We start from the raw sequence: 19803 nt of genomic DNA, 5'->3' as shown, positions 1-19803 counted from the left end.
TCAGTCCTCGTGACGTACGGGCATGACCAGCGCGGTGAACCCGGGCTGGTAGGGCGAGGTCACCACCACCGGCCGGTCCGGCGCGGTCACCGCGAGCTGCACCTCGTCACCCAGGCACGCTGCCAGCGCACGACCGAAGAGGGCCGTGCCGAGCCGGAGCCGGCTCGGCGGGCCGGTCACCACGCCGCGTACGTCACTCTGCTCGGCGGTGTGCGGGGAGCGGAGCCGCGTCCGGTCGCCGAGGAAGAGGTCTACCTCGGCGTAGGCGGCCGCGTCGAGCCCGGCGAGCAGGTCGGCCTTGGCGAGCACGGCCCGGGTGATGGCCGGCTCCAGACCGGCCAGCACGAGCCGATGTGCCGGGTAGGTGGTGTCGCGACCCAACTCCTGCCCGGCGAGGGTCAGGGTGCCGTCCGCGATGCGCAGCTCGGCGGTCGTGATCGCATCCAGCCGGTCGGCCAGCGCGCCCGCGTCGGGCAGGGACAGCACCGCCCGGCCACCGTCCCCCTCGGCGACCGCCGGCAGCTCCCGCACCGCCATCCAGTAGCGGTTGGTGGCGACGACGTCCACGCCGGACTCGTCGACGTCGACGAGCACCGAGGCGAGCTCGGAGGCCGGATCGGACTCGGACGCGTGCCGCACCTGCCGGATCGCCGCGGCCAGCACGGGACCGGGCAACTCGACGAGCGCCGGCCTGGCGGCGGGGCCGGCGTCGACGGCGGCCAGCACACCGCGTACGGCCTCCTCGGCCCGCGCCGTGCGTGCGCTCTGGTCCTCGAGGAACTCCGCCAGCGCGGCCCGGGCCTGTGCGGTCGGCGAGTCGAGCACCACCCGCATCGTCTCGATCGGCACCCCGGCCTCCCGCATGCCCACGATCAGCCGAGCCCGGTCGGCGAGCTCGGGCGTGTAGTAGCGATATCCGGTCCCGGAGTCGACCTCGGCCGGCACCAGCAACCCGCACTCGTCGTAGTGGCGCAGCGCGCTCGCGGTCAGGCCCACGGCGCGGGCGAAAGCACCGATCGTCAGCAGTGGCTCATCCATGTCCGCAACCGTCGCCCTTCAGGTGAGATGAAGGTCAAGCCTCCCCCGAAGCGTCAAGTACGTCGGCCGAGTGGGCATCTCGGGGACCGTTCGGCCAGCGGGAGTGACGCCTCGGCGGGCCGGGTTGTCGGCCGACTGTTCACCGAGGTAACTCACCGGCTGCTCACTCCCCTCGTCGAGTTCCACGAAGGCAGTGACCGTCCACCGAGTTACCTCGGTGAACATTCACCCGCGCTGCACCCGCGCCGAGGCATAGACGCAGAGGGCAGCGGCGGTGGAGAGGTTGAGCGACTCGGCGCGGCCGAAGATCGGGATCGAGACCACGTGTTCGGCAGCGCCCACGAGCTCGTCGGGGAGGCCCCAGGCCTCGTTGCCGAAGAGCCAGGCGGTCGGCTTCGCCAGCAGGTCGTCGGCGCCGAAGATGTCGGCCTCGCCGTGCATGTCGGCGGCGAGCACGCTCAGGCCAGCGGCCTTCGCGGCCGCTACGGCGGCGAGGGGGTCGCGCTCGACCGCGACGGGCAGATGGAAGGCGGAGCCGACCGAGGCCCGGATGGTCTTGGGGTTGTAGAGGTCGACCGAGTCGCCGGCCAGGATCACGCCGGAAGCCCCGGCCGCATCGGCGCAGCGAATGACGGTGCCGGCGTTGCCGGGATCGCGTACGTCGGCACAGATCACCACGAGCGGACCCGCGATGTCGGCGAGCGGGACGTCCAGGAACCGGCACAGCGCCACCACCCCGGCGGGGGTGACCGAGTCGGAGAGGCCGGCCATCGCGCGATCCTCGACGATCGTGACCTCGACCCCGCTGAGCAGATCCGCGTACGTCTCGGCACCCGCCTCCGTCGCGAAGACCTCCTGCACGCAGCCGGGCACGTCGAGGGCGCCCTCGACGGCCTTCGGGCCATCGGCGAGGAACTGCCCTCGCTCGGCCCGGACGGCTCGGCGGGCGAGCTTGCGGATCTCCTTGAGGCGGGCGTTTCCCGCTGCCAGCGGCGTCATCTGGTCTCCTTCAGCGGACACTTTCCCGCCATGGCGGGGAAATCAACGGGTCGAACGACGATCACAGCGGCATTTTCCCGCCATGGCGGGAAAATGCCGCGGACCCGCGCGAAACCTCCCGAGCACGCAGCGACGCCCGCCTCCGCTGATGCGTCGACGGGCGTCCCTACAAGATCTGACTCAGGCGTTCGCGGGGGCGTTGACGTCCTCCGGCAGCGCAGCCTTGGCCTGGGCGACGAGCGCGTTGAACGCGGCCACGTCGTTGACGGCGAGGTCGGCGAGGATCTTGCGGTCGACCTCGATGCCGGCCAGGTTGAGACCCTGGATGAAGCGGTTGTAGGTCATGCCCTCGGCGCGCGCGGCGGCGTTGATCCGCTGGATCCACAGCTTGCGGAAGTTGCCCTTGTTCTTGCGGCGGTCGTTGTAGGAGTAGACCAGCGAGTGGGTGACCTGCTCCTTCGCCTTGCGGTAGAGGCGCGAGCGCTGGCCCCGGTAACCGGAGGCCCGCTCGAGGGTGGTGCGACGCTTCTTCGCAGCGTTCACTGCGCGCTTGACGCGTGCCATTTCAGTGCTCCTTGAATGCTAGGGAAAGTTTCGGGGTGATCGCTCAGCGACCGAGCAGCTTCTTCGCGCGCTTCACGTCGGCGGGAGCGAGCTCCACCAGACCGGCGTTGCGGCGGTGCTTCTTGCGCGAGCCGGTCGTCGGCGCGGAGGCGAACGCAGCGCCGGACTTGCGGCCGGCCTGCAGGCGCTGGATCTTCCCGGAACCGGTCACCTTGAAGCGCTTCTTGGAACCGGAGTGGGTCTTGTTCTTCGGCATAGTTCTTCCTTCTCTCGTCGTCCGGCCGGTCACGGGGCGCCGCGGCGGCGGAAGTCAGTGGATCGACTCAGAGGTCGATGTCGGGGTCGAGGTTCTCCGAGCGCCGCTTCGGCTTCGGGGTGGAGGCCGGACGGGCGGCGTTCGCAGCCGTACGCTCCGCCTTCTCGGCGGCCTCGTCGGCGGCACGCTCGGCGGCCTTCTCCTCCTTGGCCTCCTTGGCCTCGACCTTGGCGTCGGCCTTCTTCTTGTGCGGGCCGAGCACCATGATCATGTTGCGGCCGTCCTGCTTGGGCGAGGACTCGACGAAGCCCAGCTCCTGGACGTCGTCGGCCAGCTGCTGCAGCAGGCGGAAGCCGAGCTCGGGACGGTGCTGCTCACGACCGCGGAACATGATCGTGATCTTCACCTTGTCCCCAGCGTTGAGGAACCGCACGACGTGACCCTTCTTGGTCTCGTAGTCGTGCTTGTCGATCTTCGGACGAAGCTTCATCTCCTTGATGATCACGTTCGTCTGGTTTCGACGGGCTTCACGGGCCTTCTGGGCGTTCTCGTACTTGAACTTCCCGTAGTCCATGAGCTTGCAGACCGGCGGCTTGCCCTGCGGGGCGATCTCGACGAGGTCGAGGTCGGCCTCCTGGGCCAGGCGCAGCGCGTCAGGGGTCGGCACGATGCCGACCGTCTCTCCGTTGGGACCAACGAGGCGGACCTCGGGAACCCGGATCCGGTCGTTGATACGAAGCTCAGTGCTGATGTGTCCTCCAGTTGTTGTGGCTGCGGAGGCTTGAAGATCTTGGTTTCCGGGCCGCGTGCACGGGCGGTCCGGAAATCAAAAAAGGCTTCCGCTGGATTGTCACAAGCGGAAGCCAGTCAGGACGCTCACCCACTATCGGGCTCGCACCGCCGAATCCATCGACCCATGAACTTCTGGGACTCTGTCTTCGGGACCGGACCCGACGACCTTTGTTGCAAGGCGGTCGATGCGGGTGGGAGAACGCTGTCGTGATCTCCGCTTGTTGGATCGAACCGACGGCGTACGTCGGCTGATCGGTCAACACGGAACCCTACTGCAACATTCCCGCCGGTCCCAATCCTCAGGGTCGGACCCAGGCCGTACGCGGCCCGACGGTCGCCAGCTGCCAGCCCTCGGCGACCTTGTGCAGGTCATCGCCCTCGATCGCGAACGGGACCGGGCCGGCGAGGTCGAGCACGAGGGCGTCGGCGCCGTCGTGGACGGCGGCCTGAGCCGCGTCGCGCAGCGAGACCGGCACCGGACGGGCGTCGGCCTGCCACGCCTGCAGCGGCGCGGTGCCGGTGAACCCGAGCAGCGCCTGCCGTCCGTCGGCGCCGGTGAGCAGCACGGTGGCCATGTCGGAGGACTTGTCGTGGGCCAGACCGGCATCGTCGACCTCGACCTCGCCCAGGACCGCGACGACCGGGACCAGCACCCGGGCGGCTGCCAGGACGGTGAGCACGTCGGCGTGCGTGGCCTGGCCCGCGGCGTACGACCTCATCACCGTCGCCACCTCGGGGCTGGTCTCGCCGGTGTCGCCGGGAAATGCCGTGCCGAGGAGTCGCTTGTCGTTCATCGACTCCATTGAACCTCAGCCGAAGATCAGGGCCGATATCGGGGACAGTCCGGGTGCCGGACGACCGGGACGGTGGAAGACTGTAGGCATGGACCAAGGCGCCTACCTCGCACTAGCAGCCGCGCTCACCGTTCTGGGCGCGATCTGGACCTGGGTCGCGTTCCGACGGCGCGGCCTCGGAGCCGGCGTGAGGGCGTTCGGGTGGACGCTGCTCGCCCCGGCGGCCTACCTGACCGGGCTGCTGCGCGCCGGCAGCCGGATCGTCGACGCGATCGGCGACTGGGCCGCCCGCCTGGTCTTCAGCCCGACCGTCTGGATCGGGTTCGGCCTCGCCGCGCTCGCGATCGTGCTGATCTTCGTCTCCCGCCTCCTGCCCACCAAGGAGAAGCCGAGCCGAGCAGCCCGGAAGGGGGCTGCCGGCGCAGCGCCCGCGGGCTCGGCCGGTCCGGCCTCGGTCGCGGCTCCGCGGACGGCCAAGGGCCCGGTCGTCGACGACGATGACGAGGACATGGCCGACGTCAACGACATCTTGAAGAAGTACGGCATCTCCTGACGTTGGCCGACTCCCCGACCGCCGATCTCCTCATGATCGCGATGAGCCGTCCGGCCACCCTCGGCCCCGGGCGGCTGATCTGCATCGACGGCCCCGCCGGCTCCGGGAAGACGACCCTGGCCAACGCCCTGGCCGACATGACGCAGGCCCCGGTGGTCCACATGGACGAGGTGTACGCCGGCTGGGACGGCCTCGCCGACGGCATCGCCCAGCTCGAGACGATCCTGCTCCCCCTCGTCGAGGGAGCCCCCGGCTCCTACCGCCGCTACGACTGGCACGCACGCGAGTTCGCCGAGACCGTGCTGGTCCCACCGAGCCCGCTGCTCGTCATCGAAGGCGTCGGCAGCGGCGCCGCCGGCTACGACGGCCTCCGCACCGCCCTCGCCTGGGTCGACGCACCCGAGGCGGAGCGCAGGCGACGCGGCATCGACCGCGACGGCGACACCTTCGCACCCCACTGGGACGACTGGGCCGCCGCCGAGACCGAGCACTTCGCGCGCGACCGGACCGAGGCCCGCGCCGACATCGTCGTCATGACCTAGCCTCCGACCGGCAGCGGCCGTCAGGAGATCAGCTCGTCCAGCCGCGAGTAGGCCCGCGCGTCACCCTGGAGGACCTCCGAGCGCCGCCCGTCGACCGAGACCGGTACGTCACCGGCGACCGTGACCCGACGCATCTCGCGCGGGTGGTGGTCGAAGTCGGCGACCGCGTAGTGCTGGGTGGCTCGGTTGTCCCACATCGCCACGTCACCGGGCTGCCAGGCCCAGCGGATGGTGTTCTCGAGCTTGGTGATCCGGTCCTGGAGCAGGTTGAACAGCTGGATCGACTCGGTGGAGGTAAGCCCGTCGAACTCCTTGACGAAGCTGCCCAGGACCAGCGACCGCTCCCCCGTCTCGGGGTGCACGCGGACGACCGGGTGCCGGGTCTCGAAGTGGATCGAGGCGAAGTCGTCGCGGGAGTAGTTGGCGTCGGGCTGCTCGTGCTCCTCGTCGCGCTGGGCGTAGTCGTAGGAGTTGGTGTGCACCGCCCACAGTGCGTCGGCCAGCGCCTTCAGCGGCGCCGGGAGCCGGTCGTAGGCGGCCGCGGTGTTCGCCCAGATCGTGGTGCCGCCGTAGGGAGGCAGGGTGACCGCGCGGAGCACCGAGATCGCCGGGACCCGGTCCACGAAGGTGACGTCGGTGTGCCACGCGTTGGCCGCCATGCCGGCGTTGGCGGTGACCCTCAGCACCCGTCCGGAGCCGGTGTCGACCGTCGGATGGGCGGTCGTCAGCTCACCGAACCGGGCCGCGAAGGCGCCCTGCGCCTCGTCGGTGAGGCCGTCCTGGCCCCGGAAGAAGAGCACCTTGTGGCGCAGCAGGGCGTTGCGTACGTCCTGGATCTGGGTGTCGTCGGCCTCGGCCAGATACAAGCCCTCGACGACGGCACCGATCCGGGCGCCGGCGCGGCGGATCCGCACGCCCGAGGGCGTCTCGACGACGTCCGCGGGACGGTGCAGCTCGGTGATGGTCACAGTCGTTCTCCTCCGATCAGGGATTGGTTCAGGGAAGCGGTCAGGCGGGGGTGAGCTCGGGCTCGGGGGACTTCGCGTGGGCACCGCGGCCGAGCTTCGGCCACCAGGACGGCACCAGGCCACGCTGGCCACCGAGCGCGGCAGAGACGCGGTCGAGGTAGATCGCGATGACGACGACGGCCAGACCGCCTTCGATCGAGGCACCGATCTGCAGGCCCTGGACCGCGTTGACGACCACGCCACCCAGGCCCGAGCCGCCGACCAGCCCGGCCACGACGACCATCGAGAGGGCCAGCATGATCACCTGGTTGACCCCCGTCATGATCGACTCGCGCGCCAGCGGGAGCTGGACCTCGCGCAGGATCTCCCAGCGTCCGGCGCCGAAGGCGGTGGCCGCCTCGACGGTCTCGGGGTCGACCTGGTTGATCCCGAGCTGGGTGAGCCGGACCGCGGGCGGTAGCGCGAAGACGATCGTGGCGACCAGGCCGGGCGCGTCGCCGACGCCGAAGAAGAGGATCGTCGGCAGCAGGTAGACGAAGACCGGCAGCGTCTGCATCAGGTCGAGGACCGGCCGCAGCGCCGCTCGCAGCGGTGGCGAGAAGGCCGACCAGATGCCCAGCGGGATGCCGATCACCAGCGCGACGAGGGTTGCCACGAGCACCGAGGTGGTGGTCTGCATCGTCTCGTACCACAGGTCCATCGACTCGATCAGGAGCAGGCCGGCGGTCAGCACCAGGGTCAGCACGACCTGGCGGGTGACGACCAGCGCGATCACGGCGAGCACGATGATCATCGCGATCGGTGGCAGCCCGCCGAGCACGTTGTAGACCATCCGGAGCAGGAAGTTGAGCGCCTCCTTGATGCCGTCGAAGAACGGCCCGAGGTTGTCGGTGAGGAAGTTGATGACGTCCTCACCGATGTCGCCGATGTGAAGGTCAGGCATGGGCCACCTCCGCGGCCTCGTCATTGGCTGTGTCGTTCACGGTGGAGAGCGCCGAGAGGATCGCGCCGCGCGGCACCACGCCGCGCAGCCTGCCGTCCTCGTCGAGGACGGTGACGGGCACGACCTGGCGGCCCGCCAGATGCATGAAGTCGCCGATCACGTCGCCCTCCTTGACCTGGTGATAGTCCTCGCCCAGCGCGTCGTGGACGCTCGTGGCGCCGCGGCGGGTCAGGCTCACCAGCCGGTCGTCGGTGACGACACCCAGCAGCGTGTCGTCCGCCCCGGTCACGAACGCACCGGTCACCTCGTTCTCTCCCAGCCTGCGCAGCGCGTCGCGGGGCGTGATGTCCTCGGGAAGCACGAGGCGGGCCGGCCGGATCAGGTCGGCGGCGCTGAGCACGCGGGCCCGGTCGACGTCGGAGACGAACTCGCTGACGTAGTCGTCGGCGGGATGCGCCACGATCTCGGGTCCGGGGGCGAGCTGGATGACCCGTCCCTCGCGCATCACCATCACCCGGTCGCCGATCCGCATCGCCTCGTTGAGGTCGTGGGTGACGAAGACCGTGGTGCGCTGGTCCTGGGCCTGGAGCTCGACCAGCAGGTCCTGCATGTCGCGCCGGATCAGCGGGTCCAGCGCCGAGAACGGCTCGTCCATCAGCAGGATCGGCGGGTCCACCGCCAGCGCGCGGGCGAGCCCGACCCGCTGCCGCATGCCGCCGGAGAGCTCGTGCGGGAGCTTGTCGCCGCGCCCGCCCAGGCCGACCCGGTCCAGGGCGGCGTCGGCCTTCTCGAGGCGCTCCGGCTTCGAGATGCCGCGCACCTTCAGGCCGTACGCCGCGTTCTCCCGCACCGTCCGGTGCGGGAAGAGCGAGAAGTGCTGGAAGACCATGCCGATGCCGTTGTTGCGGAGCTCGCGCAGCCGCTGGTCGGAGATCTTGGTGATGTCCTCGCCGTCGATCAGGAGCTCGCCGGCGCTGGGCTCGTTGAGCCGGTTGATCATCCGCAGCACGGTCGACTTGCCCGAGCCGGACAGGCCCATGACGACGAACATCTCCCCCCTGGCGATCTCGAAGTCGATCTCGTGGGCACCGAGGTAGCCGCCCGCGGCGGCGGCCGCCGCGCGTGGATCCTTCGCGGCCAGGACCTTCTCGGCCGCTCGCCTGCCGAGGCCGTAGACCTTGCTCAGCCCACGCCCGACGATCGCGGGCTCGGTCGTGTGGTTCGTCTCGCTCATCAGATCTCCGCCTTCTCGCCGTCGGCGTCCTCGACCCCGTCGAGGAACTCGGCGACCTTGTCGGGGTTGTCGTCGATCCACGCCTCGGCGATGTCGGCGAGCTCCTTCCCGGACTTGTCGTGGTCGTAGTAGAACTGCCCGGCCTCGTCGGTGGTGAAGGTCAGGTTCGAGAGGAGCTCGGCGATCTCCGGGTTGTCGTCCTCGAACCCCTTGCGGGTGACCGTGCGGATCTCGCCGGCGCCGCCCCAGACCTTGTCGGGGTCCTCGAGGAAGGCGGCGTCGAACTGCACGGTCATCCAGTGCGGGCTCCAGCCGAGGAAGACGATCGGCTGGCCGGCCTTCTGCGACTTCTCGACCTGGGCGAGCATCGCCGGGGTGCCGCTGGCGACCAGCTTCCAGTCCCCCAGGCCGTACGCGTCCTCGTCGATCGCCTTCTGGATCGTCTCGTTGCCCGGGGAGCCGGCCTCGATCCCGTAGATCTTCTTCCCGAACCTCGCCGCGTTGGCGTCGAGGTCGGCGAGCGACGCGATCCCGAGCTCCTCGGCGACGTCGCCGGGGATCGCCGGGGCGTACTCGGTGCCCTTCACGATCGTGGAGAGCACCTCGACGTCGCCCTGGTCGATCGGGTCGCCGAAGCTGGGCTCCTGCGAGGGCCACCAGTTGCCAAGATAGGCGTCGATCTGGCCCGAGGAGACCGCGGTCGCCGCGTTCTCGACGGACAGGTTCTTCTTGATGCTCGCGTCGTAGCCGAGCTCCTGGAGGATCTGGACGGCGATCTCGTTCTCGACCTGGAGGTCGACCCACGGCTGCTCGGCGAGGACCACCGAGTCCTCGGCTCCTCCCGAGTCGCTCTGGGCGAAGCCGTCACGCTCGCTCGCGGTCGTGCAGGCGGTCAGGGTGCCGGCAGTCGCCGCGATGGCGAGGGCTGCCACGGCAAGGCGTTGGGGGCGGCGCATGCATGCTCCATCCAATCGGTTCATATATGTCTAACACACTAGACATTCGAACTCCGGGTGTTCCAGCGCGTTCGCGCAGCGAGCAAGACCAGGATCGAGATGCTGCGATAGAGAATCTCTATAGGTTGGTCACTCGTCTGTGAGGTCTTGGGCCAGCGCGACGAACTGCTCGACCAGCGCGTCACCGCGTTCCTCCAGCCAGACCAGAGACACGCTCACCCGCGCAGCCGGGGTCAGCGGCACGACCTTCGCGCCGGCCCGCGACGCCGCTCCGGCCATGCCCTCGGTCAGCACCGCGACCCCGGCGCGGGCCAGCACCAGCGGGATGATCGAGGCGACGTGCGCCGTCTCGATGGCGACCTCCGTGGGCAGACCGGCGGCCTCGAGGCGGGCATCGAGGAACGTACGCAACGCCGTGCCGGCCGGCGTCGCGATCAGGCCGACCTCCGCGAGCTCCTCGATCCGGACCTCCTCCGGCGCCTCGCCCGATGGCGGCAGGACCGCCACCAGCTCGTGCTCGGCGAGCCGTTGGGAGCCGAACGGGCCGTGCGGCGTCGCGCCGTCGATCAGCCCGACGTCCGCCTCGCCCTTGCGCACCTGGTCGAGCACGTCGGATCGGTGCTGCGGGTCGGTGACGACCACCTGCGCGGCGGGCTGGATCCGCCGGAACTCGGCCAGGACCGGCACCAGCGGCTCGACCGCCCACACCGTGCTGGAGGTGATCCGCAGCCGGCCGAACCCCTCGTCCGAGACCGACCGGACCGCTCCGGCGGCGAGCTCGAAGCCGCGTACGACCCGCCGGGCCGGGCCGAGCAGCGCCGAGCCTGCCGGGGTGAGCCGCACTCCCCTTCCGTGGCGCTCGAAGAGCGGACCGCCGAGCTCGCGTTCGAGCCCCCGCACGGCGTACGACAACGACGGCTGGGCCACGTGGAGCCGTGCCGCGGCGCTGGTGAAGCTGCCCGCCTCGGCGATGGCGAGGAAGAACTCCAGCTGTCGTCGCTCCATGACCCGAGGGTAAGGGCCCGACCGGTCGCTGAGGCGTACCGGCCACCTCGATAGCCTGTCAGCGTGCTGAGACCGAGTGGAGAGCAGTTCACGATCGACGGCGGGGGCTACTCCGCGACGGTGACCGAGAGTGGCGGCGCGCTGCGCCTGCTGTCCTACGAGGGGCGGGAGCTGATCGCGGGCTTCGGCGACGACGAGCAGTCCAGCGGCGGCAGGGGTCAGCTGCTGGCACCGTGGCCCAACCGGATCCGCGACGGGCGCTACGAGTTCGGCGGGAAGAACCACCAGCTCGGGGTCACCGAGGTCGCGCGCAACAATGCATCCCACGGGCTGGTGCGGTGGGCGCAGTGGCTGCCCATCGAGGAGGCCAAGAGCTCGATCACCCTGGCCACCCGGCTGATGGCGCAGAGCGGCTACCCGTGGACGCTGGATCTCGAGGTGACGTACGCCATCGGGTCCGACGGCCTCACCGTGACCCAGTCGGCGACCAACCACGCCGACTCCCCCGCGCCGTACGCCGTCGGCGCCCACCCCTATCTCACCGCCGGGGCCGGCCCGGTCGATGCCTGGACGCTCACCCTCCCGGCGCGGACCCGGCTGCTCTCCGACCCCGAGCGCAAGCTGCCCACCACCAGCGAGCCGACGGCCGGCACCGACTACGACTTCACCTCCGCCAAGCCCGTCGGCGACGTGGTCCTCGACCACGCCTTCACCGATCTCCTCCGCGGCGAGGACGGCCGGGCGACGGTCACCGTCGTCGGGCCCGACGGCGGTGTCGAGCTCTGGGTCGACGAGCGCCACCCGTGGCTGATGGTCTACAGCGCCGACGACCAGTCACCCTCGCGCGGCGGTCTCGCCGTCGAGCCGATGACCGCTCCCCCGGACGCGTTCAACTCCGGCACCGACCTGATCACGCTCGCCCCCGACGAGCGGGTCGAGGTCACCTGGGGCATCACCGCGCTCCGATGACGTTGCTGAGGGTCTCCGGGCTCAGCAGGACCTACGGCGAGCATGCCGTCCTCGACGGACTCGACCTGAGCCTCGAGCCCGGACAGGCGATCGCCCTCACCGGGGCGAACGGGTCGGGTAAGTCGACCCTGCTGCGCTGCGTCGCCGGCGTCGACGAGCCGACGAACGGCGAGGTGCTGCTCGACGAGAAGGCGTACGACGAACGCTCCGCGCAGGTACGCCGCGACGTCGCCACCCTCCTCGACGATCTCGACCTCTTCCCCGACCTCGCGGTCGTCGAGCATCTCGACCTCCTCGCCCACGCCCACCGGGTCGAGGACCCCACGGGCACGGTCGACAGCGTGCTCGAGGAGGTGGGCCTGATCGACCAGGCCAGCCAGCTGCCCGGCTCGCTCTCCTCGGGCCAGCGTCAACGCCTCGCTCTGGCGTCGCTGCTGGTGCGACCGCGGCGGCTTCTCCTGCTCGACGAGCCCGAGCAGCGGCTCGACGCCGAGGGCGTCGCCTGGCTCGCCGGACTCCTCGCACGCGAGAAGGAGGCCGGCGTCGGGATCCTGTTCGCCAGCCACCATCCGGCCGTCGTCGAGGCCGTGGCCGACGAGGTCGTACGCCTCGGGTCCTCGCCCGACATCGCATGAGCACCGAGGCCCCGACGCCCGCCGAGATCCGCGGGCTGATCCGATCCTGGCGTCGCGGCCGGGCGACGGCACCCTGGGGAGAGATGCTCTACCAGGCGTACCTCGGCCTTCTCACCGTCCTCGTCTACGGCTCCGGGCTGGTGAGCGCGGTGATCAACGCCGGGCAGGCCGTTGCGGCGTGCAGCGGCGAGACGTGCGTCGGCACGCGCACCGCAGGACCGGTTCTCGTCGTGCTGATCTGGCTGGCGCTGGGCGCCGCGGTGCTTCGTCTCCTGGGGCCGCTGATGGCGTCTCCGGCGACATCGGCGATGGTGCTCTCGACGCCGGTGGACCGCGGGCGGTGGCTGCGACGCCAGTACTGGGCCATGCTGGTGCTCGCCGCTGTGACCGCGGCGGCCCTGGCGGCCCTCGCGGCCGTGACCGCGGGATGGCCGTTGACCACGGTCGGCGCGCTGGCACTGGCGGCAGCTGCGCTGGCGTCGATGACGTACGCGGCCGGGGCCGTGGCCCAGCCACGCACCCGCTCGATCTGGAGGATGATCGGCCCGATCACCCTCCTCGCGGCCCTCGCCGCCCTCGCCCTCGTGGCCGCCGGGATCACGAGCGGGTTCGCACCACCCGCCGGCCAGCGGTGGTGGCTGGCACCCGCCGCGACGGCACCGCTCGCCGGTACGGTCGCCGCGCTCGGTCACCGCCGCCTCGGCGAGCTGCGTCGCCGCGACCTCACCCGCGGACACGGGTTGGCGAACGGGCTCTCCGGCGCACTCGCCGGGCTCGACACCGCGCTGGCCTACGACGTCGTCCTGCAGCACACCAGCGGCCAGCGCGCTGTCGTTCGGCCCCGGCGTCCGCGCGGACCGAAGGGGCCGCTGGCGCTGGTCACGGCCGACGTCATCAGGCTGGGCCGGGCACCGCTGCGCGTGCTGGTCCTGGCGGCCGCGGTCCTACCGGCGTACGCGCTCGAGGAGGCCGGGGCCGGCGCTCTGACCGTGCCGGTGATGGTGGTGGTCGGGTTCTGGGCCGCCGTCCCGTTCGGCGCCGGCCTGCGGGTGCTGTCCCGCTCGAGCGGGCTCGTCCGGCTGTTGGGCGCCCGGTCCTGGCAGCTCCGGCTCGGGGCTCTCGTCGTGCCGACGGCGCTGCTGGTGGCGTACGGCCTGGGCTGTCTGTGGGCCCTTCCGCATCCGCTGCTGGCGCCCGCTGTCGGCCTCGGTGCACTGGCGGCATGGACGCGGTGGCTGTCCGCGCCGCCACCGGACTACGCGTCGGCGATGGTCTCGACGCCGATGGGCGCCATGCCGGTCACGCTCTTCACCAATGCGGCCCGAGGCTTCGACATCGCCGGGTTGGTCAGCATCCCGACGCTGTTCGCCCCTGACGCGACCGGGGCCACGATCTCGCTGGCGCTCTCGGCGATCACTCTCGCGATCCTCGTCGGCCGGCGCTGAACCCTCAGCGATCGCACTCCAGCATCCCGATGTCGAACGCATCGGCCATCGCCGCGTAGCCGGCGTCGCTGGGGTGGAGATGATCCCCTGAGTCGTACGCCGGCAGGAACCGCGCCGGTCGCGCGGGGTCACGCGTGGCCGCGTCGAAGTCGACGATGCCGTCGAACTCACCGGAGGTCAGGATCCACTCGTTGACAGCGACCCGCACCCGGTCGCGCGCGGGGGTGTAGCGGCTGCCGCCCTCGTACGGGGTGAGGCTGGCGCCGATGACGCACACGTCCTCGGCATGCGCCTGGGCGATCAGCTCGCGGTAGGCCTCGATCAGGTCGGAGGCCTCGTCGGCGTCGTCCCAGCGGATGTCGTTGATCCCCGCCAGCAGCACGACCGTGGAGACGCCGGGCTGGTCCAGGGCGTCTCGCCGGAAGCGGTCCAGACCGCGCTGGCCACCGGTGCTGTCGACGAGGACGCGGTTGGCTGAGATGCCCTCGTTCATCATCCCGAACCGACCGGCGAACGAGCTCGCCGCCACCCGGTCGGCCAGCACGTCGGGATAGCGCCGGTCGGCTCCGACGGTGGAGCCGTTGCCGTCGGTGATCGAGTCGCCGAAGAGCACCACGGTCTTGACCCGGCGCGGCTTCTCGACGAGGACGCTCTCGACCCAGTACCAGCTGGAGATCTCCGTCGTGAACGCCGCCCCTGACTCCTCGCCGGCCACGTCCGCGCCCGCCGTCCCGGAGACGTAGGAGGTCTGCGTGGCCACGTCGTGCCCGGTGATCGGGCCGCTGTCACCCACGACGTGGAAGCTGACCGCGAGGGTCGTGTCGGCCGGCACCGTCGCGTCGACCGGGTCGCTGAGCACCTCGGTGCCGGGAGCGACGGTGACCTGGTCGGCGCCGTCGAAGGTCAGCGGCCGGTTCGTGCCGGACACCACCGCGGCTCCGTCCGCGGCCAGACCGAGATGTGCCGAGGTGAACGTCACCGGACGATCCCCGAACACGTTGGACAGGGTGATGCGGACGCCGGATCCACCCAGCGAGGTGTGCACCAAGTTGCGCACCGACCGGTCTCTCAGGCCCGCGGCGCCGGTCTGACCGCCCACCTCGTCGGCCGAGGCACCCCAGGTGCCGACCGGATGCACCGGCGCGGCCTGGGCCGGCACGGTCGAGGCCAGGGTGAGCACGGCCGCCAGCACAGCGAGAGCACGGGTCACTGAGGTCACGCAGACACGCTAGGACGCCGCGGGTGCCGCGGTCCTGGGTTCGGCCGAGGATTCCCCGAAGCATAGTAAGCCGTTGGCCGAAGGGTCGCTCTAGGACAGCTCTTCGGCCAGCTTGCGCAGCGTGCGGACAGCCTTCTTCGACGAGCCGCCGTCGGAGGCCTGGATGCCGAGGACGGAGATGTTGTGGCCCGAGGCCAGGTCGATGTTGGGCCACGGCGCGCCGCGCGGGAAGTTGATCGCGAGGACCTCGGCCCACTCCAGGTCACGACGCTTGAAGCCGTTGACCACGGTCAGGCCGTCGGCACGGGCGACGACCCGCGACCGGGTCAGCGCGTACACGCAGGTCACGATCCCGAGACCCACGGCACCGAAGGTGAGCCGTTCGAACATGGTGACCTGGGCCTTGATCTCGGGCGTGAAACCGACCCAGACCATCGTGCACATGACCGCCAGGGCAGCCACGAGGAACCAGCCCATGAAGCGCGCCCCGAGCGGGCGCCAGGTGTGCGGCAGCTTCACCGGACGTTCCGATCCTGTGGGGTCAGATCCGGCAGGCATTGATCTCCGTCAGCAGGATGGCGCGGGCGCCCACGGCGTAGAGGTCGTCCATCAGCTTCTGCGAGCCCTTGCTCGGCACCATCGCGCGGACGGCGACCCAGCCCTCGCGGTGCAACGGGCTGACCGTCGGACCCTCGAGGCCGGGCGTCATCGCGGAGGCCTCGGCGAGGAACTCGGCGCGGATGTCGTAGTCCATCATCACGTAGCTGCGCGCGATCAGGACGCCGTCGAGACGACGGCGGAAGGTCTCGTACGCGGCCGGCAGCCCAGTCGAGGCGGAGCCCGAGGCGGTCAGCTCAGCGCCCGAGCGGGTGATCACCACGGCCTCGGAGTGCATGATCGGCTCACCGAAGATCTCCAGGCCGGCCTGGCGCATCGTGGAGCCGGTCTCGACCACGTCGGCGATCACGTCGGCGACACCGAGCTGGATCGAGGTCTCGACGGCTCCGTCGAGACGGGTGACGCTCGCGTCGATCCCCTCGCGCTCCAGGAAGGCGGAGACGACCCCGACGTAGGAGGTCGCGATCCGCTTGCCGCGCAGCTCCTCGATCGAGGTGAAGGCGCCGGCGCGGCCGGCGAAGTGGAACCGGCTGCGGCCGAAACCGAGTCCGACGACCTCGTCGGCCTTGGCGCCGGAGTCGAGGAGGAGGTCGCGGCCGGTGATGCCGATGTCGAGGGTGCCCTCGCCGACGTAGAGCGCGATGTCGCGCGGGCGCAGGTAGAAGAACTCGACGCCGTTCTCCTCGTCGATGAGGGTCAGGCGCTTGGAGTCCTCGCGCTGGCGGTAGCCCGCCTCGCGCAGCAGCTCGGAGGCGGCGACGGAGAGCGAGCCCTTGTTGGGCACGGCGATCCGGAGCATGCCCTCCGCGGATGTTTCAGTCATGAGTGATCCCTACAGGTGTGAGTAGACGTCGTCGATCGAGATTCCGCTGGCGAGCATGAGCACCTGGGCGTGGTAGAGCAGCTGGGAGATCTCCTCCGCGGTCGCTTCCTTGCCCTCGTACTCGGCCGCCATCCAGGACTCGGCGGCCTCCTCGACCAGCTTCTTCCCGATCGCATGGACCCCGGCGTCGAGCTGTGCCACGGTGCCGGATCCTTCAGGTCGGGTCCGGGCCTTCTCGCTCAGCTCGGCCCAGAGCTCGTCGAACGTCTTCACGAGCGTCAAGACTAGGCCGTACGCGACCCGGCTCCCGAATCGTCTCACCGGATCCATAGCAGTTCTGCTATGGACAGGCATAGCAGAACTGCGATACCTTCGATTTCATGAGCCCCGACGACGAGGACACCGCGTTCTATGTCGGGATCGCCGCGCAGGTCACCGAGCACCGGGTCGCACGGGGCCTGTCCCAGCGCGAGCTCGCCGAGCTCTGCGGGACGACCCAGTCGGCGATCGCTCGACTGGAGTCCGGCTCCCGCCCACCCAAGATCGACACCCTCCTCCGAGTGGCCGCCGCCCTCGACTGCCGCCTCGAGGTCGGCTTCCACGCCCGCACCCGAGCCCACAGGAGCACACCATGAAGACCTCCATCTCCGCCGACGAGGTCGAGTCGACCCGCAGCGAGCGGTTCCTGGCGGTCGCGCTGACCGCCTTCCTGCTCGTCGGCACCGTCTGGTTCTACGTCAAGGTGGCCGGCTGGTGGCCGCTCTACATGGACTGGGACCGGTGCAACAACGGCGAGACGGCATGCGAGATCCCCGGCCACGAGGCGATGCAGATCGGCATCCGCCTCGGCTTCGTCATCCTGCTCTGCCTGGTCGGGTTCTGGGTTCTCTACCGACTGCGCCGCAGCGGCTCGCGCTTCCTTCCGCTCGGCTTCGCGCTCGCAGCGACCGGGGTGATCATGGCCCTGGTCTTCGCCTTCCACTACACCTTCGAGTACGCCGACTTCGGACCGCTCATCCTCTCGCTGCTCGGCGCCGCGGCCACCGTCGGTGTGTTCGTCGCCGTCCAGCGGCTCCTGGCCAAGCGGATCCCGGCCATGCGCGTCCGCAAGGGCGACTGCCCCTACTGCGGCTATCCGGTCCGCGGCAAGCACTGCGAGGGCTGCGGCCGCGAGACCATCGCCCCGTGCGCGACCTGCGAAGCCGACCGCCGCGTCGGTACGCTCCACTGCGTGGCCTGCGGGGCCAACTGAACCCTCAACCTCAGGATCAGGGTTAGCCCTGCACCGGGCGTACTGTCGCCCGGTGCAGCTTCATGAACTCGACGTAGCCGGGCGCGTTGAGCTCCAGGATCGCGGCGGGGTTGGTGCCGGGCTCGATCGTTCCGCGGATCTTGGCCGGGACCCCCATGACCAGCGAGTGGTCCGGGATCTCGGTCCCCTCGACCACCATCGCGCCGGCCGCGACCAGGCAGCCGTCACCGATGACGACCGAGTCGGAGACCACTGCCCCGTTGCCGATCAGCGACCCCGTCCCGATCCGGTCGCCGTGCACCACGCAGCCGTGCGCGACCGTGCTGTGCGGCCCCATCTCCAGGGATGATCCGGGGCGTACGTGCAGCACCGAGTTGTCCTGCACGTTGGAGCCATCGCCGATGATGATCGGCCCGACGTCGGCGCGCAGCACCGCGCCGTACCAGACGCTGGCGTTGGGCCCGAGGCGTACGTCACCGATCAGCGTCGCTGTCGGCGCCACCCAGGCGTCGGGATGGATCTGCGGACTCTTGCCGTCGAACTCGAAGATGTTCATCGACGCAGATCCTAGGCGTGCGCGCCCTCGGGGCTGACGTGGAGGACCACGCTGGTCAGCCGCGGCAGCGCCTCCAGGAGATGCTCCTCGGCGTGGTGGGCGATGTCGTGCCCGGCAGAGACTGGCAGCTCGGCTGGCACGGTGATGTCGCCGTCGGCGTGGAGGGTGTGTCCGATCCAGCGCAGCCTCAGACTGCGGACCTCGAGCACGCCGTCGACCGCGCCGACCGCCTCCCTCGCCCTGCGTACGTCATCCGGGGTGACCGCGTCCATCAGCCGGGCGCCGACCTGTTCGAGCGCCGAGCGCAGCACACCGAGGATCGCGATGGCGATCAGCAGCCCGATCACCGGGTCGGCCCACGGCAACCCGACGGCAACCCCGGCCGCACCGAGGACCACGGCCAACGAGGTGAAACCGTCGGTCCGCGCATGGAGTCCGTCGGCGACCAGGGCGGCCGAGCCGATCTGGCGGCCCACCCGGATCCGGTAGCGCGCGACGAGCTCGTTGCCACAGAACCCGACGACCCCGGCCACCGCGACCGCCCAGACGTGCTCGACCTCGCGCGGATGGAAGAGCCGGTCGATCGCCTCCCAGCCCGCCAGGATGCTGGAGAGCGCGATCATGGCGACCACGAAGAGACCGGCGAGGTCCTCGGCGCGACCGTACCCATAGGTGAACCGGTCATTGGCCGGACGCCGGGCGAGCCAGAACGCGACGAGCAGCGGCACCGCGGTCACCGCGTCCGCCACGTTGTGGAGCGTGTCCCCCAACAGGGCCACCGACCCGGTCAGGGCCACGACGACCCCCTGGAGGGTGGCCGTCAGCGCGAGGACACCGAGGCTGATCCACAACGCCCGCCGACCGCGTACGTCCGCCTCCAGAGCCTCGTCGACCTGATCCGCCGCATCATGGGAGTGGGCCCCGAGGACGTCCGAGACCCCGTGCCGGAACCGAGCCCATCTTCCACCGTGGCCGTGGCCGTGGCCGTGCCCGTGGCCGTGGCCGTGGTCATGGGCACGGTCGTGCAGCGCGTGGGTCATGCCGACTGCTCTCCGGAACGGTGGTGCGCCGGGACCTGGTCGAGGAGATGCTCCACGTGTCCGATCGTGTCGAGGACCAACTGGCGCACGTGCCCGTTCTCGACGCGATAGAGCACCGAGGTCCCCTCCTTGCGCGAGGTCACCAGCCGCGCCATCCGCATCTTCGCCAGGTGCTGCGACACCCCTGGAACCGGCTTGTCCAACATCGCAGCAAGCTCCGAGACGGACCGCTCCTCATCCAGCAGCAGCCCCGCCACCTGCAGGCGTGTGGGATCCGCGAGCATTCGCAGGACCTCGACAGCGAGGGTCACGACGTCGTCTCCCCACACCGGAGGTTGCGTATTTGCATGCATGCGCAAATTATAAGCCACGACTGCTCCAAAGCACGCCGCCGAGTCGGCGCATCTGCCCCACCCGACGGAAGCGGAATCGAGGACCCGCTGCCGAGGACGAAGCCAGTCACACCGCCCGGAGCCTGAAGCAGGAAGTGCACGGCAGTTCCGGCATCACGCGCCAGGACAAACGAGCCGATTCAGTGCCGTGGCGCGGGGGTAGATGCACCTACTCAGCGCTACGACACGGGACACACGCGCCAACTCGAC

At 70.4% G+C, this 19803-nt stretch carries 25 protein-coding genes; 7 read left to right on the top strand and 18 right to left on the bottom strand.

Annotated elements, in window-relative coordinates; all coding sequences use genetic code 11:
* The 6 genes from ACIRON_RS15285 to ACIRON_RS15260 form a co-directional block, all read right to left on the bottom strand.
* On the bottom strand, window positions 1–1038 hold the full coding sequence (locus ACIRON_RS15285; protein WP_402993117.1) for a MerR family transcriptional regulator: 1038 nt from the start codon (window positions 1036–1038) through the stop codon (window positions 1–3).
* Window positions 1039–1263: 225 nt separating this feature from the next.
* A complete protein-coding gene (locus tag ACIRON_RS15280; protein WP_402993116.1) occupies window positions 1264–2037 on the bottom strand; it encodes a TrmH family RNA methyltransferase in 774 nt (257 codons plus the stop codon).
* Window positions 2038–2217: 180 nt separating this feature from the next.
* On the bottom strand, window positions 2218–2601 hold the full coding sequence (gene rplT, locus ACIRON_RS15275; RefSeq protein ID WP_091042264.1) for a 50S ribosomal protein L20: 384 nt from the start codon (window positions 2599–2601) through the stop codon (window positions 2218–2220).
* A 43-nt stretch (window positions 2602–2644) separates the two neighbouring features.
* Window positions 2645–2857 carry a 50S ribosomal protein L35 gene (locus ACIRON_RS15270; RefSeq protein ID WP_008359371.1) on the bottom strand — a complete coding sequence of 71 codons (213 nt, stop codon included), beginning with the start codon at window positions 2855–2857 and terminating at the stop codon, window positions 2645–2647.
* Window positions 2858–2924: 67 nt separating this feature from the next.
* Window positions 2925–3590 (bottom strand): translation initiation factor IF-3, encoded by a 666-nt coding sequence (gene infC, locus ACIRON_RS15265; RefSeq protein WP_402993243.1) that lies wholly within the window; start codon window positions 3588–3590, stop codon window positions 2925–2927.
* Between the two features lie 358 nt (window positions 3591–3948).
* Entirely contained in the window at window positions 3949–4443 is a 495-nt protein-coding gene (locus ACIRON_RS15260) for an SseB family protein (RefSeq protein ID WP_091042516.1), read from the bottom strand.
* Window positions 4444–4531: 88 nt separating this feature from the next.
* On the opposite strand from ACIRON_RS15260, the gene ACIRON_RS15255 reads away from it, so the two are divergent.
* Window positions 4532–4996 carry a hypothetical protein gene (locus ACIRON_RS15255; RefSeq protein ID WP_091042268.1) on the top strand — a complete coding sequence of 155 codons (465 nt, stop codon included), beginning with the start codon at window positions 4532–4534 and terminating at the stop codon, window positions 4994–4996.
* 2 nt (window positions 4997–4998) lie between these two features.
* Window positions 4999–5538 (top strand): 4-amino-4-deoxy-L-arabinose transferase, encoded by a 540-nt coding sequence (locus tag ACIRON_RS15250; RefSeq protein WP_402993115.1) that lies wholly within the window; start codon window positions 4999–5001, stop codon window positions 5536–5538.
* Window positions 5539–5558: 20 nt separating this feature from the next.
* Here the strand turns inward: ACIRON_RS15250 and ACIRON_RS15245 are convergent, their stop codons facing one another.
* From ACIRON_RS15245 to ACIRON_RS15225, 5 genes are all read right to left on the bottom strand, one after another.
* A complete protein-coding gene (locus ACIRON_RS15245; protein ID WP_402993114.1) occupies window positions 5559–6506 on the bottom strand; it encodes a TauD/TfdA dioxygenase family protein in 948 nt (315 codons plus the stop codon).
* A gap of 40 nt (window positions 6507–6546) precedes the next feature.
* On the bottom strand, window positions 6547–7449 hold the full coding sequence (locus tag ACIRON_RS15240; protein WP_402993113.1) for an ABC transporter permease: 903 nt from the start codon (window positions 7447–7449) through the stop codon (window positions 6547–6549).
* Entirely contained in the window at window positions 7442–8683 is a 1242-nt protein-coding gene (locus tag ACIRON_RS15235; protein WP_402993112.1) for a glycine betaine/L-proline ABC transporter ATP-binding protein, read from the bottom strand. Before ACIRON_RS15235 ends, ACIRON_RS15240 begins: the two co-directional genes overlap by 8 nt.
* Window positions 8683–9639: an ABC transporter substrate-binding protein gene (locus ACIRON_RS15230; RefSeq protein WP_402993111.1), complete on the bottom strand. Its 957-nt coding sequence runs from the start codon at window positions 9637–9639 to the stop codon at window positions 8683–8685. The genes ACIRON_RS15235 and ACIRON_RS15230 overlap by 1 nt, the downstream gene beginning before the upstream one ends.
* A gap of 129 nt (window positions 9640–9768) precedes the next feature.
* The gene (locus ACIRON_RS15225) at window positions 9769–10644 is read right to left on the bottom strand and encodes a LysR family transcriptional regulator (RefSeq protein WP_402993110.1); all 876 of its coding nucleotides are present in this window, start codon (window positions 10642–10644) and stop codon (window positions 9769–9771) included.
* 63 nt (window positions 10645–10707) lie between these two features.
* On the opposite strand from ACIRON_RS15225, the gene ACIRON_RS15220 reads away from it, so the two are divergent.
* Genes ACIRON_RS15220 through ACIRON_RS15210 form a run of 3 tightly spaced genes read left to right on the top strand, consistent with a single transcriptional unit; the run spans window position 10708 to window position 13693 of the window.
* Window positions 10708–11613 carry an aldose 1-epimerase family protein gene (locus ACIRON_RS15220; protein ID WP_402993109.1) on the top strand — a complete coding sequence of 302 codons (906 nt, stop codon included), beginning with the start codon at window positions 10708–10710 and terminating at the stop codon, window positions 11611–11613.
* Window positions 11610–12248 carry a heme ABC exporter ATP-binding protein CcmA gene (ccmA, locus tag ACIRON_RS15215; RefSeq protein WP_402993108.1) on the top strand — a complete coding sequence of 213 codons (639 nt, stop codon included), beginning with the start codon at window positions 11610–11612 and terminating at the stop codon, window positions 12246–12248. Before ACIRON_RS15220 ends, ccmA begins: the two co-directional genes overlap by 4 nt.
* Window positions 12245–13693, top strand: a complete 1449-nt coding sequence (locus ACIRON_RS15210; protein ID WP_402993107.1) for a DUF6297 family protein — start codon at window positions 12245–12247, stop codon at window positions 13691–13693. Before ccmA ends, ACIRON_RS15210 begins: the two co-directional genes overlap by 4 nt.
* Before the next feature lie 4 nt (window positions 13694–13697).
* On the opposite strand, the gene ACIRON_RS15205 is transcribed toward ACIRON_RS15210, so the two are convergent.
* From ACIRON_RS15205 to ACIRON_RS15190, 4 genes are all read right to left on the bottom strand, one after another.
* The gene (locus ACIRON_RS15205) at window positions 13698–14912 is read right to left on the bottom strand and encodes an SGNH/GDSL hydrolase family protein (RefSeq protein WP_402993106.1); all 1215 of its coding nucleotides are present in this window, start codon (window positions 14910–14912) and stop codon (window positions 13698–13700) included.
* A gap of 90 nt (window positions 14913–15002) precedes the next feature.
* Window positions 15003–15431 (bottom strand): PH domain-containing protein, encoded by a 429-nt coding sequence (locus tag ACIRON_RS15200; protein ID WP_402993105.1) that lies wholly within the window; start codon window positions 15429–15431, stop codon window positions 15003–15005.
* Between the two features lie 22 nt (window positions 15432–15453).
* Complete coding sequence (gene hisG / locus ACIRON_RS15195) at window positions 15454–16329, bottom strand: ATP phosphoribosyltransferase (protein ID WP_091042292.1); 876 nt, start codon at window positions 16327–16329, stop codon at window positions 15454–15456.
* A 33-nt stretch (window positions 16330–16362) separates the two neighbouring features.
* Window positions 16363–16683: a phosphoribosyl-ATP diphosphatase gene (locus tag ACIRON_RS15190; RefSeq protein WP_402993104.1), complete on the bottom strand. Its 321-nt coding sequence runs from the start codon at window positions 16681–16683 to the stop codon at window positions 16363–16365.
* A 50-nt stretch (window positions 16684–16733) separates the two neighbouring features.
* Here ACIRON_RS15190 and ACIRON_RS15185 point away from each other — a divergent pair, with 50 nt between their 5' ends.
* Entirely contained in the window at window positions 16734–16988 is a 255-nt protein-coding gene (locus ACIRON_RS15185) for a helix-turn-helix domain-containing protein (RefSeq protein ID WP_091042294.1), read from the top strand.
* Window positions 16985–17605: a hypothetical protein gene (locus tag ACIRON_RS15180; RefSeq protein WP_402993103.1), complete on the top strand. Its 621-nt coding sequence runs from the start codon at window positions 16985–16987 to the stop codon at window positions 17603–17605. Before ACIRON_RS15185 ends, ACIRON_RS15180 begins: the two co-directional genes overlap by 4 nt.
* A gap of 22 nt (window positions 17606–17627) precedes the next feature.
* Here the strand turns inward: ACIRON_RS15180 and ACIRON_RS15175 are convergent, their stop codons facing one another.
* Genes ACIRON_RS15175 through ACIRON_RS15165 form a run of 3 tightly spaced genes read right to left on the bottom strand, consistent with a single transcriptional unit; the run spans window position 17628 to window position 19554 of the window.
* The gene (locus ACIRON_RS15175) at window positions 17628–18161 is read right to left on the bottom strand and encodes a gamma carbonic anhydrase family protein (protein ID WP_402993102.1); all 534 of its coding nucleotides are present in this window, start codon (window positions 18159–18161) and stop codon (window positions 17628–17630) included.
* Window positions 18162–18172: 11 nt separating this feature from the next.
* Window positions 18173–19201 carry a cation diffusion facilitator family transporter gene (locus ACIRON_RS15170; protein WP_402993101.1) on the bottom strand — a complete coding sequence of 343 codons (1029 nt, stop codon included), beginning with the start codon at window positions 19199–19201 and terminating at the stop codon, window positions 18173–18175.
* Complete coding sequence (locus tag ACIRON_RS15165; RefSeq protein ID WP_402993100.1) at window positions 19198–19554, bottom strand: ArsR/SmtB family transcription factor; 357 nt, start codon at window positions 19552–19554, stop codon at window positions 19198–19200. The genes ACIRON_RS15170 and ACIRON_RS15165 overlap by 4 nt, the downstream gene beginning before the upstream one ends.
* Window positions 19555–19803 lie beyond the last annotated feature (249 nt).

It is taken from the genome of Nocardioides sp. NPDC101246, assembly GCF_044767415.1.
Taxonomy (GTDB): domain Bacteria; phylum Actinomycetota; class Actinomycetes; order Propionibacteriales; family Nocardioidaceae; genus Nocardioides.
The sequence above is the reverse complement of the archived record's forward strand: the minus strand, read 5'-3'. Positions and strand labels throughout refer to the sequence as shown.

What these genes read in the sequence shown, in the direction of transcription:
- ACIRON_RS15210 (WP_402993107.1), top strand. Translation starts at nt 12,245, where the DNA reads ATGAGCACCGAGGCCCCGACGCCCGCCGAGATCCGCGGGCTGATCCGA.
- ACIRON_RS15185 (WP_091042294.1), top strand. Translation starts at nt 16,734, where the DNA reads ATGAGCCCCGACGACGAGGACACCGCGTTCTATGTCGGGATCGCCGCG.
- ACIRON_RS15190 (WP_402993104.1), bottom strand. Translation starts at nt 16,683, where the DNA reads ATGGATCCGGTGAGACGATTCGGGAGCCGGGTCGCGTACGGCCTAGTC.
- ACIRON_RS15270 (WP_008359371.1), bottom strand. Translation starts at nt 2,857, where the DNA reads ATGCCGAAGAACAAGACCCACTCCGGTTCCAAGAAGCGCTTCAAGGTG.
- ACIRON_RS15240 (WP_402993113.1), bottom strand. Translation starts at nt 7,449, where the DNA reads ATGCCTGACCTTCACATCGGCGACATCGGTGAGGACGTCATCAACTTC.
- ACIRON_RS15235 (WP_402993112.1), bottom strand. Translation starts at nt 8,683, where the DNA reads ATGAGCGAGACGAACCACACGACCGAGCCCGCGATCGTCGGGCGTGGG.
- ACIRON_RS15280 (WP_402993116.1), bottom strand. Translation starts at nt 2,037, where the DNA reads ATGACGCCGCTGGCAGCGGGAAACGCCCGCCTCAAGGAGATCCGCAAG.
- ACIRON_RS15230 (WP_402993111.1), bottom strand. Translation starts at nt 9,639, where the DNA reads ATGCGCCGCCCCCAACGCCTTGCCGTGGCAGCCCTCGCCATCGCGGCG.
- ACIRON_RS15285 (WP_402993117.1), bottom strand. Translation starts at nt 1,038, where the DNA reads ATGGATGAGCCACTGCTGACGATCGGTGCTTTCGCCCGCGCCGTGGGC.
- rplT (WP_091042264.1), bottom strand. Translation starts at nt 2,601, where the DNA reads ATGGCACGCGTCAAGCGCGCAGTGAACGCTGCGAAGAAGCGTCGCACC.
- ACIRON_RS15260 (WP_091042516.1), bottom strand. Translation starts at nt 4,443, where the DNA reads ATGAACGACAAGCGACTCCTCGGCACGGCATTTCCCGGCGACACCGGC.
- ACIRON_RS15180 (WP_402993103.1), top strand. Translation starts at nt 16,985, where the DNA reads ATGAAGACCTCCATCTCCGCCGACGAGGTCGAGTCGACCCGCAGCGAG.
- ACIRON_RS15170 (WP_402993101.1), bottom strand. Translation starts at nt 19,201, where the DNA reads ATGACCCACGCGCTGCACGACCGTGCCCATGACCACGGCCACGGCCAC.
- hisG (WP_091042292.1), bottom strand. Translation starts at nt 16,329, where the DNA reads ATGCTCCGGATCGCCGTGCCCAACAAGGGCTCGCTCTCCGTCGCCGCC.
- ACIRON_RS15175 (WP_402993102.1), bottom strand. Translation starts at nt 18,161, where the DNA reads ATGAACATCTTCGAGTTCGACGGCAAGAGTCCGCAGATCCATCCCGAC.
- ccmA (WP_402993108.1), top strand. Translation starts at nt 11,610, where the DNA reads ATGACGTTGCTGAGGGTCTCCGGGCTCAGCAGGACCTACGGCGAGCAT.
- ACIRON_RS15225 (WP_402993110.1), bottom strand. Translation starts at nt 10,644, where the DNA reads ATGGAGCGACGACAGCTGGAGTTCTTCCTCGCCATCGCCGAGGCGGGC.
- ACIRON_RS15165 (WP_402993100.1), bottom strand. Translation starts at nt 19,554, where the DNA reads ATGCATGCAAATACGCAACCTCCGGTGTGGGGAGACGACGTCGTGACC.
- ACIRON_RS15255 (WP_091042268.1), top strand. Translation starts at nt 4,532, where the DNA reads ATGGACCAAGGCGCCTACCTCGCACTAGCAGCCGCGCTCACCGTTCTG.